We start from the raw sequence: 14,767 nt of genomic DNA, 5'->3' as shown, positions 1-14,767 counted from the left end.
GCGGCCGCCGGCCTCCGACGCGCGGAAGGCCGCGCACCCTCCCGCTGGCCTTGACGGAGCAAACCGCGTGTTGCATGCTCCTGACTGAACGTTCAGTCAGGAGGACCAACATGGCATCGGCCGAACCCCACGGAAGCTCCGATTCCGCACGCGACCGCATCCTCGCGTCCGCTGGCGCGCTGTTCGGCCAGCGCGGGTTCGACGCCGTGTCCGTAGCCGACATCGCACAGGCGAGCGGCACGTCCACCAGCCTCATCTACTACCACTTCGCCGACAAGCAGTCGCTGTTCGAGACCGCCGTGCTCGAGGCCGCCGACCTGATGGAAGCGGTCGCGAGCGACGCGTTGGCGGAGCCGGGCAGCCCCGCCGAGCGGCTGATTGCGTTCGCTCGCGCCTACAGCGAGCTCCTCGGCAGCCATCCGGACACGATGCGCGTGCTCATCCTGAGCGTCGCGAGCCTCGAAGGCCGTTTGCCGCAGCAGGTGCTGGAACGCGCCTCTGCCATCGTCGACGCGCTCGCCTCCGCCATCGCAGACGGCATCGCCGCAGGCGCATTCCGCCCGGTGGACCCGAGACAGGCCGCCGCCGCGTTCTTCGCCATGACGAACGCGCCTATCACGGCGCGCGCGCTTTCGGTCGTCGGCGGGTTCGCAGAGTCTCTGCCAGCGGACGTTGGCGAGCGGATGGCCGACCTGTTCTTGCGAGGGATACGGGCGTGAGCCGCGTGCGGAACTCTGAGAGCGCGCTCTTGCGGTTCGGGCGCTTCGTGGTACGCCGGCGTCGGCAGATCCAGGCCGTCGCCGCGCTGCTGGTGGTGCTGGGGGCGTTCGGCACGATGAACGTCAAGGTCAACTACGACCTGCTGTCGTACCTCCCCGAGGACCTGCCGTCGGTCGAGGGCTACCGCATCCTCACGGAGGACTTCTCGCTCGGCAACGTCGCACAGGTGATGATCGCCGACGCCGACGACGCACAGGTGAAATCGCTCGTCACGCGTATCGAGAGCATCAGCGGCGTCGAGTCCGTGCACTGGGTCACCGACCTCGCGCCGATCGAGCAGCCGCGCGAGTTCCTGGACTCGGCTGTCACGAAGAACTACTTCGCGGGCGACGCCACGCTCCTGCAGGTGAGCTTCACGCACTCGCAGAACGACCCGCGCACGAAGCAGGCTGTGCACGAGCTCAAGCGCGTGCTCGAAGGCCACGACGCCGCGATCACGGGCATCCAGCAAGTCGAGCTTTCCGAGGTGATGGCGCGGGACAGCGTCCGGATCGCCATCGCCGTCCTGGTCCTCGTGACGGTCGTGCTCCTGCTCACCGTGCCGTCCGTCGTCGTCCCGGTGCTTTTCGTCGGGACCATCGCGGCGTCGGTCTTCGTGAACCTGGGGCTTTCGTTCTACATCGGCCAGGAGATCTCGTACCTCACCCGTGTCGTGGTCTTCGCGGTGCAGTTCGCCGTCACGATGGACTACGCGCTGTTCCTCTATCACCGCTTCGAGGAGGAACGGCAGCGGCTGCCGGAACACGAGGCGATGGCCGTCGCGACTGCTGCAACCTTCAAGTCCATCGTCTCCGCCGCGGCGACGACCGTCGCCGGGTTCCTCGCCCTCACGGTTATGCACCTCGGGTTCGGCAAGGACATGGGGCTCGCGCTCGCACGCGGCGTGCCGATCGCGATGCTCGCGGTCATCACGCTCTTGCCCGGGCTGCTCATCGACCTGCGCCCGCTCATCGAGCGGATCCGGCATCGCACCCCTCGCTTCGACTTCTCTCGCGTCGGCGAAGCGGTGGCGCGCCACGCATGGCCGATCCTCGGCCTCGCGGCCGTCGCGGCTGTATTCGCCTGGAGCGCCTACGGCCAGGTGAAGCTCAGCTACGACCTCAACCAGGGGCTTCCCAAGGACATGCCGTCCGTCGTCGCGAACGACCGCATTGCGAAAGCGTTCGGGCGCGAGACGAGCGCGTACCTCGTCGTCGAGGGCGCAGAGGACCTCGCCGCGCTCGACGCGCTGAGCGCTCGCCTGGAGGCCGTCCCCGGCGTCACGCGGGTCTTCGGCTACACCTCGCTCGTCGATCCCAGGCTGCCTGAGGAGTTCGTGCCGGCCTCCGCGCGCGAGGTCTTCTTCTCGGAAGGCCGCACCTACCTCACGCTCGATCTCGCGTACGGCCTCGACGACACGGCGCGGCTGGACATTACGCTCGACGCCATCCGGTCGACGGTCGCAGGTGCGTGGCCGCACCGCGCCTATCTCACGGGACAGCCGGTGCTCATGCGCGACATGGAGAACGTCTCTCAAGGCGACGCTGAGCGCATCGACCTGCTGTCGATCGCGGCCATCTTCCTCATCGTGGCAGCAGCGTTCAGGTCCCTTGCCGTGCCGATAGCGCTCGTCGGATGCATCGAGCTCGCGATCGTCGCCAACCAGGCCTTCGAGGCGCTCTCGGGCGGCACCATCATCTTCGTCGCGGCGCTGGCCATCGGAGCGATCCAGCTCGGAGCGACGGTCGACTACGCGATCCTGCTCACGACGCGCTACGAAGAGGAGCTCGCGAGAACCGGCGACCGCATCCGCTCGATCCACACGTCTGTCGCCGAATCGAGCCAGTCTGTCCTCGTGAGCGCATCGGTCATGTTCGCCGCCACCATCTCGCTCGCGCTGCTTTCCCGCGTCGGCATCGTGAGCAAGCTCGCGGAGCTCCTCGCCCGCGGCGCCGTCACGAGCTTCACCGTCATCCTGCTCGTCCTGCCAGCGGTCCTCGTCATCGGCCAGCCCCTGTACGAACGCCTGAGCATCGGCTGGCCGAAGCACGTGAAGAGAGGTCGATGATCATGCGTCGTGCTCACACCCGTTCGCGCAGCGTGCTTGCCTTCGCCACGACGGCCGCGCTCGTCGCTGCTGTCCTCGGCACCGGCACCGCAGCGTCGGCGCCGCAGCCGAAGAAGCCGGATGCGGTGACCGACTCGGAGACCGTCTACGCCATCTGCGACGCGCGCGGGAAGGTGAGCAAGGCGGTCGTGGTGGACTGGCTGCACCTCACCGGCGACGGCTTGCTCGAGGTCGCCGATCCGGCGCCTGGCGCACGCGCGCTCGCCTCGCTCACCGACGGCTTCGAGCCGCGCCTCGAGGGCGGCTTCGTGCGCGGCAGCGTCGAGTCGACCGGGGCCGCGGACGTGTTCTACCGCGTTCAGACCGGCTCCGAGCTCCCGCTCGAGATCTCTGCGCGCTACGAGCTCGACGGAGTGGAAACAGAGCCTGATCAACTGGCGGGCAAGAGCGGCCGCCTTGCGATCACGCTCACCTTCCACAACCGCTTGGAGCGGCGCGAGACCGTCTGGTACACGGACGGCTCTGGCTCGCAACGCTCCGAGGAGGTCACCTACGCTGTCCCACTGCTCTGCGTCCCGCAGTTCAAGATCGACGGCACGCGCATGACCGTGGTGGAGGCTCCGGAGCAAGCCCAGGTCGCGGTGACCGGATCCACGTCCACCTACGCGGTGCCGGTCATGCCTTCGCCGGACGCCTCGATGACGCTCGTGCTCGACGCGCGCGACATCAGGCTGGAGCCCCTCATCATCTCGGTGTTCCCGAAGCTTCCCGCCTCCCCCGACTTCTCGGTGGCGAGCCAGCTCGGCGACGTCGCTGACGCGCTCGACCAGCTCGCCCAGCTCTCGGACGGCCAGCGCCAGGTCGTCACCGGCATCCTGGACGGGATGTCCGGCTTCGATACCTCCGCCATCACGGGCGCTGCAAGCGGCCTCGACGCCATGCGGACCGGGCTTGCGCAGCTCGCGGACGGTGCGAACGGCGTCGAAGCGCTCGCGGCCGCGCAGACGCAGTACCTCGACGGCGTGATCGCCGGCATCGACACCGGCGCCTTCGACGACCTCGCCCAGCTTCAGGCAGCGCTCCAGCAGCTCGCTCAGGGCGTTTCGCAGGCCCAGGACGGCGCCGAGCAGATCGTCGCGCTCATCGACGGGCAGATCGCGCTGCTCGACCAGATCCGGACGTCGAACGCCTCGCTGCTTGCGCTCGCACAGGACCGCGCGGCCGCCTACCCCACGGACCCGCAGATCGCCGCGCTCGCGCAGGGTCTCGCCCAGCAGCAAGCGCTCCTCGACGCGCTCCGCTCGGGCGGCGTCGTCGGCGGGCAGCCGATCCCCGGGCTTGCCGACACGCGCGCGGCCGTGCACGACCTGGCGAACGGCCTCAAGCAGACCGAAGACGGGCTTGCCGCCATCGTGGAGCAGGCCGGGGCGCTCGAGCAGCTGCCGCAGGCGTTCTTGCAGCTCAAGGCGGCGCTCGTCGTGCTGCGCGACGGCGGCGAGGTAGCCGGCCAGCAGATGCCCGGGCTTGCGACGACGCGCGACTCCGCGCGCGCACTCGCCGACGGCATCGGCCAGGTCTCGGACGAGCTTGCGAGCAGCGCGGACTCGCTCAGCGAGCTTGCAGACGCGGCCTCGTTGCTCGACCAGCTCAGAAGCGCGCTGTCGGCGCTCGCATCGGGCGGGCAAGTCGAGGGGCACGACCTGCCTGGCCTCGACACCTCGCAGCACGGGCTCAAGACGCTCTCGGACGGCCTGCGCGACGGCGTGAACGACATCAACCGCGGCGAGGCGATCACCGAGGCCATGAAGCGGGCGGCCGACGGCTACAGGAGCTTCCTCGGACTCCCCGAGGGCGCCACCGGTCGGCTGACGATCATGTACCGCCTCGAGGGCGTCGGGGCGGAGTAGGGCGCAGCTGCCTCACTTCACCCGGACCGTCACCTCGAACATCGCTACAGGCGCGTTGGCCGGCTCGAACGCGCGCCAGTACTTCATGTGCAGCGTGCCGGGGCCGGCGTAAGCCGTGGGCTGCAGTCCGCCCCAGCTGTTCTCGCCGCCGAAGATGCCTCACGCAGGCGGACTGTCTGCCGCGCTCCGATCGACACGGGCTGTTCTCGCCCGCACTACCGACGCCTGCTGGGTCGCTGGTGCTCCGAAAGGGTCCTGCCGCCGGTGACCACGTATGCGGCAGCAGCGGCCACCAAGCCGGGAATGACGAACCCTGCGGCTCCGGTGGACTCTGCGACGAACACGGCGCCAGCGACGGGCGTGGCACTGGCCGCAGAGAGAAATGCGGCCATGCCGACGATGGGGAACAACGGCCCGGTGGCTGGCGCGAGCGCCTCGAATGCGCCGCCGGCTATGGCGCCAAGGGACACGAGAGGGACGAACGATCCGCCGGCGGCACCACTTCCCAACGTGGAGACGACGGCACCGCCGCGAAGGATGAACAAGACCACCGAGGCAAACCCGATGTAGCGACCCGCTGCGGCCGCGTCGATGAGCTGATACCCGCTGCCTATCGCCAACGGAGACCCGTAGATCCGAAAGCTGGCGAGTCCGAAGGAGGCACACAGGATGCCGCCGATCGCAGCTCGCGCGACCAGAGGAATCCTCCATCGCTCCGTCAGGGCATCGGCCAACCTGAGCGACGCCAAGAACAAGCGGGCTGCTAGGCCGACCACGATGCCCAGAGCAAGCGCCAACATGACGTTGCCGACACTGGGCACGTAGGTGCGGTCGACCTGGAAGAGCGGTTCTGTGCCGATGAGCGATATGGCGACAAGGTAGGAGGCGACCGAGGCGAGCATCGAAGGGATCAGGGCATCGTGCGCGAAATCGTCTGTATATGGCATCTCGAGGGCGAAGATGAGCCCGGTGAGCGGCGCCTTGAACACGGCGCTGATACCGGCTGCAGCCCCTGCGACCAACAAGGCCCTCAGCCGACGGCGGCTCAGCCCGATCCTCTGCATCCGGTCGGCCACCACTGCGCCGAGCGAACTGCCGACGTAGAGACTGGGTCCTTCGAGGCCGGCCGCCCCACCGAGGCCGACGGTCGCGACAGCTGCTGCCACCTTCGCCACGAACGAACCCAGCCGAGTCTCGGTCATGCCGTGGTGGTAGGCCTCCAAGTACGACTCAGCATCGTGGATCTCCGGGCGGTCCGCGAAGCAGCGCAGAAGCAGCCCCGAGAGGAGGATGCCCACGGCCGGTGCTGCGAACAGCACGACGGGGTTGTGAGTCGAGATGAGCCGCGGCCACATGACGTCCGTCGTCAGATAGCGCAGCTCCGTAACGGCCAGACCCACGATCAGGCCGACGATGATCGACGCGGGCAGAACGCGGATGTGGCGGTTGGCGGATCGTGACGGCAACTGCACTCTCACCTCCATAAGCTGTTCGGGCGCGGCCCGGCGCACGCGATGCGGCACGCTCTCGTTCCGTCGAACGCATTGCCCGTCAGCCGCGGCGGGCCGACGAGCACTTCCGACCCGAGTCTAGCGCACAGCACGACCGTCTGAGTGGAAGCGCTTGTCAGGCGGCAATCTGCACCCATACGCGCGTAGAAGCTTTTGGCGTTGGGGTCTGAGACGACCCTGAGTCGAGCCGCACCGCGAGATCGAGCGTTCTCCACGGACGCTGCGAGCAGCAGACGAACGACACCGCGCCCCTGCCACTCTGGATCGACCCACAGATGCTCGAGTTCGAAAACAGAATCCCTAACACAGACTGCCGCGCAGCCGACGACGGTGCCCTCACTCACCGCACACAACACGTCATTCGAGGCGATGAAGTATGGTGTCAGGGCGAGCAAATCGTCCCACATTAAGAGCATGGCCCCCGTGTAACCCCAGTGCGCCTTGGCACGATGAGCCAGGGCGCTCAAGACCTCGTGCTCGCCGGGATCAGCCGGTCTCACTCGGAACACTGGCCCTCCGGGTTCGGGTTAACATCTCTGCGCTTCAGATGCGCGCCAACCACTCCTCAGTCTAGCCGACGACTCCTGCGCGTCAGCTGGAAGTGCTTGCTAGGCAGTGCCGAACCGCTACGAACGCGCAGCACCACTACTAGGGTTCGTGGGAGCTTCCCGCAATCACGCCTTGAATTCAAGACCGTTCTTCGACCGCAGCGTTTCAAGTACGGACCTGAAGCCGTCCGAGTAGTCCTCGCCCCACATGCCCACAGCGGTTCCAGCTGCAAGGCGATGCGCCATATCGTGAGCCACATGGTCGATGGCCGACTTGAGCGGGGGACACGCCTCCGGATTACGAGCGAGCAGCCACGGAACCTTGCCGAGAGACAACGTTCGTAGCGCGTCGATCGCACCGACGTCCGCCTCATACCCGTGGCCCCGTAGACCTCGATGCGAGCAAAAGGTCATCCCGTTGAGCAACGAATCTAGGTAGCCAGGAACCCGCATCGCGGTCAAGGGGAACTCGCAAAGCACGCGGCTCAGAGTCGCGACAGCGATGTACGTTGGTCGGAAGATGTACTTGACGCGAGCGTCAGAGTCCATTCCTGCGTCGTCAGGCGCTACTGCCCAGCTACCCGGTACGGTCCTTCCGAGTGAACCGCGCTGGCCGCGAACGAGAGACTCGACGTACACACCCAAGTCCTCGAGCGTGTAATCAGTGTCGTTCGGAACGAGACCCTCGTCGAGGGCCTCAAGCAATTCCATCATCGAGTCGATCAGGGCATCCATGGCCCCGATGTCCACCCGATCGAGATGGGCGAACTCCCGAATCATCACGTCCCCCTAACTGCCGAAAGCAACACGAACACCCTGAGTATAGCAAGCGTGTCTGACACGCATCCGCGAACGCAGAGCGGTGCTAGTCACTATGAGATGGCCGGCCCGAATCCGCATATAACGTGGATCACGGCGGGAATGACCCCGCGGCGCCGACATACGGAGGGGCCGGCCATGAACGAGTGCACTCACATCGGGCTCGACGTCCACAAGGACACGATCTCGGTCGCCGTCTTGCGACCCGGCACGACCGTGATCGCACCCTCGATGATCCCGAGAAGGAGCGGCGTCAGCGTGAAGACCGACCGCATCGACGCGCGCGACCTCGCACGGCTCCATCGCGCGGGCGAGCTCACGAACGAGTGTGCGGGTGCCAGGGGCTGCCGAGGAGGCCGTGCGCAACCTCATCCGCGTGCGCGAGGAGGTCAAGTGCGACCGGAGAGTCGCCCGCCAGCGGATCCGGAGCTTCCTCCTGCGCTACGGCAAGCGCTACCCCGGTCCTCGTGACGCCTGGTCTCACCGTTTCGAGGTGTGGGCGCGTGCCGTCACCTTCGACGAGCCGCTTGCGACCGAGGCGTTTGCCAACCTGCTCGCTGCCTACTTCATCCGTGACACCCAGCTCTCCGAGATGGGACGCCGCATCGAGGAGATCGCAGCGACAGAGCCGTTCGCAGAAGGCGTCGCGCGCCTCTCTGCCCTTCGTGGCATCGGGACGCTTTCGGCCATGACGATCATGTCCGAGACGTGCGACTTCCACCGCTTCGGTGACGCCGGTTCCTACATGGGCTTCACGGGTCTCACCCCCTCCGAGCACTCGAGCGGGGCGAGCAGGCACCAAGGCTCGATCACCACGACGGGAAACCGGCACATCCGCCGCGCGCTCGTGGAATCCGCCTGGGCCTACCGGCACGCCCTTGCCGTGCGCAGCAAGCTCCGTGAGCGTCTCGAGGGGATGCCGCCTGAGGTCGCGGCCTGCTCGTGGGCGGCACAGGTGCGGCTCAATCGGACCTTCCGCACGATCTCGGCGAGGAAAAGGGGGCACACACCGCGGTCGTGGCGACCGCACGCGAGCTCTCAGGTTTCGTGTGGGGCCTCATGACCGACAACCTCGGTCCTGCGCGGTGGTACACGTCATGCACGCGGGCGGGCGCGAGACTCCGGAGAGATCCTCGATGACGTTATGCGACTCATGCAAGCGCGCGCCTCGTTGGAGGCAGGCTCCGGTCCGACCGAGATGCGGGGTTCGAATCCCCGGATATCAGCATGGTCGAGCGCCGTTCCCATGTGCCCGCCCGCTTGCACCGACGAAGAACCAGAGAGGACCGTGAGCGATCGCGGGTTGACCGGCAATCTCATATCAACGTGTTTGCGCGTAACCAGCAGGGCGCTACGCGCGATCTTCACCTGAGTCTACCGCTCCTTGCGCCCTGTCTGTGTTGACGCGCTGGTTAGCAGCACCTTCGCTCAGGCTACGTAGCAGGGAACCATGAATCTCCGTGTCATTGGCTCGATCACAGAATGGTCCACTAGCAACCCGAAGCTATGGCAGGAATGCGCACCACTTCGCATCTGGTGATATGCGGGTACGAGCGTGGCGTTGACTCGACTCCGATGGGATGGTACATTTCGGCCCTACCGACCGGTTGGTAGGCCCGGCGTACCCGTCACACAGATTCTCAGGTGGACACAGGGGGTTCACAGCATGGATGAGCGGCTCGACCAACGACTAGACCGTCCCGAGAGCACAAAGAGGCAGATCGTCGACGTCGCTCGACAACTCTTCTCGGATCGCAGCTACCTTGGCGTATCCATGAACGATATCGCCCGACGCCTCGGCATCACCAAAGCCTCGCTCTACCATCACTTCTCCGGCAAGACGGACATCTACCGGACAGTGCTTGACGACGTTATGGCAGACCTGCGTGCACGTCTTCAGGCGGCACACGGCGAGGAGACGTTGGACGGGCGACTACATCAGATCGTCAAGGATTACCTGAAGTTCGGGATGCGAGAGAAGAACCTCGTCAACGCACTCGTCGTCAAGCTTTCCCCGAGTGAGACGGAGTTGCGCCGACACGTCCTACAGTTCAGGGAGGAACTCGTCGGCCTGTTGAAGCCTGTGATCGAGGACATCGTTGCGCATAGACGTCTCCATGGGGGGGTCGACAGCAATCTCTTGACGTTGATGCTCACCGCGATGATGGACGGGCTGATACTGGAGCACTCCTTTCTGGAGAGACCGCTCGACCCGGACAAGGTCTCGGACCAGATCATGGCCGTCCTGGGGCTCAGCGGTGAACTGTCGCCGAGTCAGTAGACGATCGCGCGCACGAGATCCTGAGCGCTATCGAGTATCCCACGAAGTGATTCGGAGCTGGTTCCAACGTTGTATGTGATCACACGGTTCCTGACGGCACGGATCTTCCGGTTCGCCTTTCGGATGAAGATCGCTTCGCCGGTGGACCTCCCTTCGGAAGGCCCACTTGTCATAGCGGCGAACCACGAGAGCAATCTCGACGGTTTCGTACTGGCGTCGGCCTTCCCCGACAGACGCCTCACCTTCCTTTCCGCCTCCTATCTGTTCGACGAACTCATCAGAGGAACCTTCCTTCGCGCGATGGGTGCGCTACCGGTGAAGAAACAGAGCGCCAATATCAGCAGCCTCAAGAAGGCGCTCGCGATCCTTGAAGAGGACGGGACGGTGGCTGTGTTCCCCGAAGGGGGAATCGTCGGCAGCGAGATCCTTGGCGGGGCGGTCTACCTAGCGCTGAAAGCGAACGCGCCGATCCTTCCGGTGCGCATAGCGGGCACAAGAGAAGCCCTCCCCCCAGGAAGAGCGTTGCCCACCCTGTGTCCTATTGAAGTAAGCGTAGGAAGCACTTTCCGTCCCTCGGATGTGAAAGGAGCCAGTGCGAGCGTCAAGGAAGCGATGCCCGAGGGCAGGAAGGCCCTCGAAAACGCACTGGCCGAGATGTGCTCGGCTCGAACGTGCGATGAAAAGGTTGCGATGGAGCACATGCCGAGGGAGAACGCATGAGTGGAGAACGGCTGGGTCTGGCCCTCGGGAGCGGGAGCGCCCGGGGACTCGCACACATCGGTGTGCTCAAAGTGCTGGACAGAGAGCGCCTGCCGATCCACATGATCGCGGGAACAAGCATAGGCGCGCTCATCGGCGGTGCCTACGCGGTCGGCATGACCCCGCAGGAAATGGAGGAGGTCGCACTCTCCATCGATATCAAGCGGCTCGTCTCTCTCGTCGATATCGCCCGTCCGAGTACGGCTCTGGTGAATGGACGACGGGTCGAGAAGTTCATCCGCGATCTTCTGGGTGGCAAGACGTTCGCCGACACGAGGATGCCCTTCGAATGCGTAGCCGTAGATGTGACCAACGGGCAGGAAGTCGTGCTGCGCGAGGGTGATCTTGCCAGCGCGATCAGAGCAAGCCTCTCGACCCCTGTGATCTTTGCGCCGGTGGAGCGGGATGGACGGCTGCTCGTGGACGGAGCCGTGCTCAACCCAATCCCGGTCGATGTCGCCAAGAATATGAGGGCAGACGTTGTGGTCGCCATCACTAACCTGGGCGTCCCTAGAAGCAGGATGCCCGTCTACTCCAACGACGACCAGAAGGTCGAGGTCAGCGAAGTGAAGGGCAGGGGCTTCCCCGATATCGTCTACTCGAGAGCGCTTGACGCGGTCATGAGCAAACTGCGTTCACCCTCGGTCTATCAGCTCGCTGCCAGCTCGGTCGACTTGATGCAGCGTGAGCTCTCTGAGTCTCGGCTCAGGACTGCCGACCTAGTGATCGCTCCCTTGATCGACGACGTCTACTACTACAACTTCTACGAGGCCGCAAAGATGATCTCGATGGGTGAGAAGGCCGCTGAGATGGCCGTGAAGGAGATTGAGAACCTCCTAGCAGCCAGGCAAAGCATGTAGCCGGATCACACCAGGTCGGCACCGGAGGCACCCGTAAGCGGAGAGGAGCATCATGCAGGACACCATGTTGATCACGGACTCAGGTTGTGATCTGTCGCTTGACATCCTCAGAGCTGCGGGAGTCGAGGTCCTCTTCTTCCCATACACGCTCAATGGTGAAGACCGGTTCGATGATTTCGGGCTTACGCTCACATGCGATGACTTCTACGATGCACTTCGCGCGGGAGCCAGTTCCACGACCTCTCAGGTGAGGCCGGCCGATTGCCGGAGGGCATTCGAACAAGCATACGCCCTCGGCAAGACCGCACTGTACGTCACGATCTCTTCCGGACTCAGCGGCTCGTATGAGACTGCTCTCACCGCTCGCAACCGCTTCTTGAAAGACTGGCCCGACGCTGATATACACGTCGTCGATTCCCTCTCTGTCTCGGCAGGACAGGCCCTGCTAGTGTTGGAAATGGCACGTCGGCTGAACGAAGGTATGTCCGCCGAGGCGGTCGTCACATGGGCCGAGCGCAACCGCCTTCGTGTGAACCACCTGTTCACAGTGGACTCCTTCGAATACCTGGTACGTGGCGGCAGGATCTCGGCAGCGGCCGGCGCCGCCGGATCGATACTCAACATCAAGCCGATACTCCATGTGAACGCCGAAGGTCGTCTCGCTCTATTGAAGAAGATCAGGGGACGCCACAAAGCCTTGGAAATGCTCGCTGATATGGTCGCAGAACATGTCCAGGATCCCGAGGAGCAGACTATCGTTCTCGACCACGCGCAGTGTCCTGACGATGCAACCGTGCTGAAGGGCATGCTGGCCGATCGGTTCACGGCGGGAGAGACCATTACAGACCGCATAGGAGTGATTATCGGCACGCACACGGGCCCGGGTGGCCTCGTCGTGGGCTTCTGGGGAAGACCAAGAGGCACCTAGGCCAAGATGCGAAGCTGACCGGGGGTAGTCCACGGGTTGGTTCACGATGCATCGTAGGTCTGCACCCGTCCCGGCGGCATGGCCACGTCCCGTCAAGTGGTGTATGAGGCCCTCTGCTCCGACCTCGAGCTTGTCGCTCAGCCAGCCATGAGCGCGGGCACCACCTCCTGATCGAGTCCTTCCTCCACCACGAGCATCGGCTGCATGGTCTTCTCCAGCGGCTCGATCGACATGCAACGGCGGCTCGCCTGCCACTCGTCGTGCTGCCCTGAGAGCACCGGGCCCACCAGACGGATGATGCCCTCGCGGTCCGGGAAGATGCTTGAAGGCGGCGATCTCGTCGTCGAGCGCACGAGCCAGGCGAGAGGCCTGCGACTTCGAGATGTCCTCGATGCCGAGCGTCTTCGCCAGCCCGTCCACGCGTCTGGCCGAGACCCCGCGCACGCAGCGCTCGGCGATCACGGCCACGAGCGCCCGCTCGGCACGCCTTCTGCTCTCGAGCAGCCGGTCCGGGTAGCAGCTGCCCTCGCGCAGCTTCGGCACCGCGAGCGGGATCGTTCCGACTCGCGTGTCGAGCTCGCGTTCTCCCGGTAGCCGTTACGCCTGTTCGCGCGCTCGTCGCTACGCTCGCCGTGGCTGGCGCCGCACAGCGCATCGGCCTCGGCACCCATCGGTTCTTCGGCGAACACGCGCAGCATCTCGCGCATCGGGTCGGGATCGGCGTCCTTAAGCGTCTTGCGCAGCCATGCCAGCCGGTCCATCGTGTCCTTGGCCGCTGTCTCCTCCTCGTCTTCGGGCTTCAATCACCCTCGAGGATGGAGCAGTGGCCGCTGGGATGCCCCCCGATATCGGTACCACGCTGAGTGTTAGGGTCTCCTCGAGGAGAGGAGATGGCTTTGAAGCAAGCGAGGTTCACCGAATCGCAGATCGTCGACATCCTGGCGCAGGCGGCCAAGGACGACGTCGCGGCCAGAGACGTCTGCCGGATCCACGGCATCAGCGAGCAGACCTACTACCGCTGGAAGCGCAAGTACGGCGACATGACGGTCTCGGAGGCCAAGCGGCTGCGTGAGCCCGAGGCGGAGAACGCCCGGCTCAAGCGGCTGCTCGCCGAGCGCGACCTCGGGATTGACGTGATCAAGGACGTGCTCCGGGGAAATGAGCGGCGCACCGGACAAGCGGCACACGGTGCGCGAGATGACCGCCGCGGGCATGTCCACCAGACGGGCGTGCTGGGTCGTGGGAACCTCGCGCTCGCATCTCGACTGCGGGCCGGCCCCGAAAGGCGACGAGGAGATCCTGGCCGCGATCGCCGAGATCAGGCGCCGCAAGCCCAGGTGGGGCTCGAGGCGGGCCTTCCGTTCGCTCAGGCGGCGCGGTCTCGTCCAGAACCGCAAGCGCATGGAGCGCATCTGGCGCGACCACGACCTGGCGGTCCCGGCGCGCAGGCGCCGACGCAAGATCCGCATCGGGGCCGGTGTGCCCGTGAGCGCCGAGTACCGCAACCACGTCTGGACCTGCGACATCGTCTGCGACGCCACGAGTCCCGGGAGGACGTTCAAGATGCTCACCGCCGTCGATGAGTCTCCACCCGCTGCGCGCTCGCCGTCTTCGGCGCCCGCTCGATCACGGCCGGCGCGGTCGAGCTGGTGCTTCAGCGGCTGTTCGCAGAGCACGGAACGCCTGCGGTGATCCGTTCAGACAATGGTGGAGGATTCATCGCGTCCGAGGTCGTGGACTGGCTCGCCGAGATCGGGACGGACACGTTCCGCATCGCGCCGGGCAAGCCCTGGCAGAACGGTTTCTGCGAGTCGTTCAACTCACGCCTGCGCGACGAATGCCTGAATGAGATGAGCACGAGTTCTGGAGCATCGAGCGCGCCCGGGCGATGCTCGAACGGTTCAGGGTCGAGCACAACACCGAACACCTGCACAGTTCGCTCGGCTACCTCACGCCGGAGGAGTACGCCGCGATGCACCCCGTGGGCGCAGCGTGACGACGTCCGCTACGATGTCAGGACATCGGAGGCCCTGCTCTGCGGCTGGTACCAGAGACGGGGCATCCCATCCGGAGAGATCCTCGATAACGTTATGCGACTCATGTAAGCGCGCGCCTAGTTTGAGGCAGGCTCCGGTCCGACCGAGATGTGGGGTTCGAATCCCCGGATATCAGCATGGTCGAGCGCCGTTCCCATGTGCCCGCCCGCTTGTACCGACGAAGAACCAGAGAGGACCGTGAGCGATCGCGGGTTGACCGGCAATCTCATATCAACGTGTTTGCGCTTCAGCCGCGGCGCAGCGGACGCTCCCTACTCGACCCTACATCGC

At 65.3% G+C, this 14,767-nt stretch carries 15 protein-coding genes and 3 pseudogenes; 12 read left to right on the top strand and 6 right to left on the bottom strand.

The window, feature by feature from the left end; genetic code table 11:
• Positions 1 to 110: 110 nt before the first annotated feature.
• From MX659_RS02375 to MX659_RS02365, 3 genes are read left to right on the top strand one after another with little or no spacing between them, the layout of a single operon-like run.
• The gene (locus tag MX659_RS02375; protein WP_267191876.1) at positions 111 to 719 is read left to right on the top strand and encodes a TetR/AcrR family transcriptional regulator; all 609 of its coding nucleotides are present in this window, start codon (positions 111 to 113) and stop codon (positions 717 to 719) included.
• Complete coding sequence (locus tag MX659_RS02370) at positions 716 to 2,827, top strand: efflux RND transporter permease subunit (protein WP_267191875.1); 2,112 nt, start codon at positions 716 to 718, stop codon at positions 2,825 to 2,827. The genes MX659_RS02375 and MX659_RS02370 overlap by 4 nt, the downstream gene beginning before the upstream one ends.
• Entirely contained in the window at positions 2,824 to 4,734 is a 1,911-nt protein-coding gene (locus tag MX659_RS02365; protein ID WP_267191874.1) for a hypothetical protein, read from the top strand. Before MX659_RS02370 ends, MX659_RS02365 begins: the two co-directional genes overlap by 4 nt.
• Before the next feature lie 215 nt (positions 4,735 to 4,949).
• On the opposite strand, the gene MX659_RS02360 is transcribed toward MX659_RS02365, so the two are convergent.
• From MX659_RS02360 to MX659_RS02350, 4 genes are all read right to left on the bottom strand, one after another.
• The gene (locus MX659_RS02360) at positions 4,950 to 6,206 is read right to left on the bottom strand and encodes a chloride channel protein (protein WP_267191873.1); all 1,257 of its coding nucleotides are present in this window, start codon (positions 6,204 to 6,206) and stop codon (positions 4,950 to 4,952) included.
• Positions 6,207 to 6,208: 2 nt separating this feature from the next.
• Positions 6,209 to 6,652: a GNAT family N-acetyltransferase gene (locus MX659_RS09160; RefSeq protein ID WP_407674450.1), complete on the bottom strand. Its 444-nt coding sequence runs from the start codon at positions 6,650 to 6,652 to the stop codon at positions 6,209 to 6,211.
• 267 nt (positions 6,653 to 6,919) lie between these two features.
• Positions 6,920 to 7,573 (bottom strand): hypothetical protein, encoded by a 654-nt coding sequence (locus tag MX659_RS02355; protein WP_267191872.1) that lies wholly within the window; start codon positions 7,571 to 7,573, stop codon positions 6,920 to 6,922.
• A 191-nt stretch (positions 7,574 to 7,764) separates the two neighbouring features.
• On the bottom strand, positions 7,765 to 7,887 hold the full coding sequence (locus MX659_RS02350) for a hypothetical protein (RefSeq protein ID WP_267191871.1): 123 nt from the start codon (positions 7,885 to 7,887) through the stop codon (positions 7,765 to 7,767).
• A 59-nt stretch (positions 7,888 to 7,946) separates the two neighbouring features.
• Here MX659_RS02350 and MX659_RS02345 point away from each other — a divergent pair, with 59 nt between their 5' ends.
• From MX659_RS02345 to MX659_RS02325, 5 genes are all read left to right on the top strand, one after another.
• Positions 7,947 to 8,675 carry a transposase gene (locus MX659_RS02345; protein WP_267191870.1) on the top strand — a complete coding sequence of 243 codons (729 nt, stop codon included), beginning with the start codon at positions 7,947 to 7,949 and terminating at the stop codon, positions 8,673 to 8,675.
• 603 nt (positions 8,676 to 9,278) lie between these two features.
• Entirely contained in the window at positions 9,279 to 9,893 is a 615-nt protein-coding gene (locus tag MX659_RS02340; RefSeq protein ID WP_267191869.1) for a TetR/AcrR family transcriptional regulator, read from the top strand.
• A 75-nt stretch (positions 9,894 to 9,968) separates the two neighbouring features.
• The gene (locus MX659_RS02335) at positions 9,969 to 10,613 is read left to right on the top strand and encodes a lysophospholipid acyltransferase family protein (protein WP_267191868.1); all 645 of its coding nucleotides are present in this window, start codon (positions 9,969 to 9,971) and stop codon (positions 10,611 to 10,613) included.
• Positions 10,610 to 11,512, top strand: a complete 903-nt coding sequence (locus tag MX659_RS02330) for a patatin-like phospholipase family protein (RefSeq protein ID WP_267191867.1) — start codon at positions 10,610 to 10,612, stop codon at positions 11,510 to 11,512. The genes MX659_RS02335 and MX659_RS02330 overlap by 4 nt, the downstream gene beginning before the upstream one ends.
• 52 nt (positions 11,513 to 11,564) lie before the next feature.
• Positions 11,565 to 12,440: a DegV family protein gene (locus tag MX659_RS02325; protein ID WP_267191866.1), complete on the top strand. Its 876-nt coding sequence runs from the start codon at positions 11,565 to 11,567 to the stop codon at positions 12,438 to 12,440.
• Between the two features lie 137 nt (positions 12,441 to 12,577).
• On the opposite strand, the gene MX659_RS02320 is transcribed toward MX659_RS02325, so the two are convergent.
• The gene (locus MX659_RS02320; protein WP_267191865.1) at positions 12,578 to 12,793 is read right to left on the bottom strand and encodes a hypothetical protein; all 216 of its coding nucleotides are present in this window, start codon (positions 12,791 to 12,793) and stop codon (positions 12,578 to 12,580) included.
• Positions 12,732 to 13,201, bottom strand: a pseudogene (locus MX659_RS09235) (transposase); the annotation flags it as partial. The pseudogene MX659_RS09235 and the gene MX659_RS02320, both read right to left, overlap by 62 nt.
• A gap of 129 nt (positions 13,202 to 13,330) precedes the next feature.
• Here MX659_RS09235 and MX659_RS09150 point away from each other — a divergent pair.
• The 4 genes and pseudogenes from MX659_RS09150 to MX659_RS02305 all read left to right on the top strand — a co-directional run.
• Positions 13,331 to 13,540 (top strand): annotated as a pseudogene (locus MX659_RS09150) (transposase); the annotation flags it as partial.
• Between the two features lie 58 nt (positions 13,541 to 13,598).
• Positions 13,599 to 14,132 carry an IS3 family transposase gene (locus tag MX659_RS02310; protein ID WP_267191863.1) on the top strand — a complete coding sequence of 178 codons (534 nt, stop codon included), beginning with the start codon at positions 13,599 to 13,601 and terminating at the stop codon, positions 14,130 to 14,132.
• Positions 14,090 to 14,293 (top strand): annotated as a pseudogene (locus MX659_RS09145) (integrase core domain-containing protein); the annotation flags it as partial. The gene MX659_RS02310 and the pseudogene MX659_RS09145, both read left to right, overlap by 43 nt.
• A gap of 17 nt (positions 14,294 to 14,310) precedes the next feature.
• Positions 14,311 to 14,436: an integrase core domain-containing protein gene (locus MX659_RS02305; protein ID WP_407674463.1), complete on the top strand. Its 126-nt coding sequence runs from the start codon at positions 14,311 to 14,313 to the stop codon at positions 14,434 to 14,436.
• Positions 14,437 to 14,767: the final 331 nt, after the last annotated feature.

Origin of the sequence: Parvivirga hydrogeniphila (assembly GCF_023371205.1) — a bacterium.
Taxonomy (GTDB): Bacteria; Actinomycetota; Coriobacteriia; order Anaerosomatales; family Anaerosomataceae; genus Parvivirga; species Parvivirga hydrogeniphila.
Note: the sequence above shows the minus strand (reverse complement) of the source record. Positions and strands in the feature narration are given on the sequence as shown.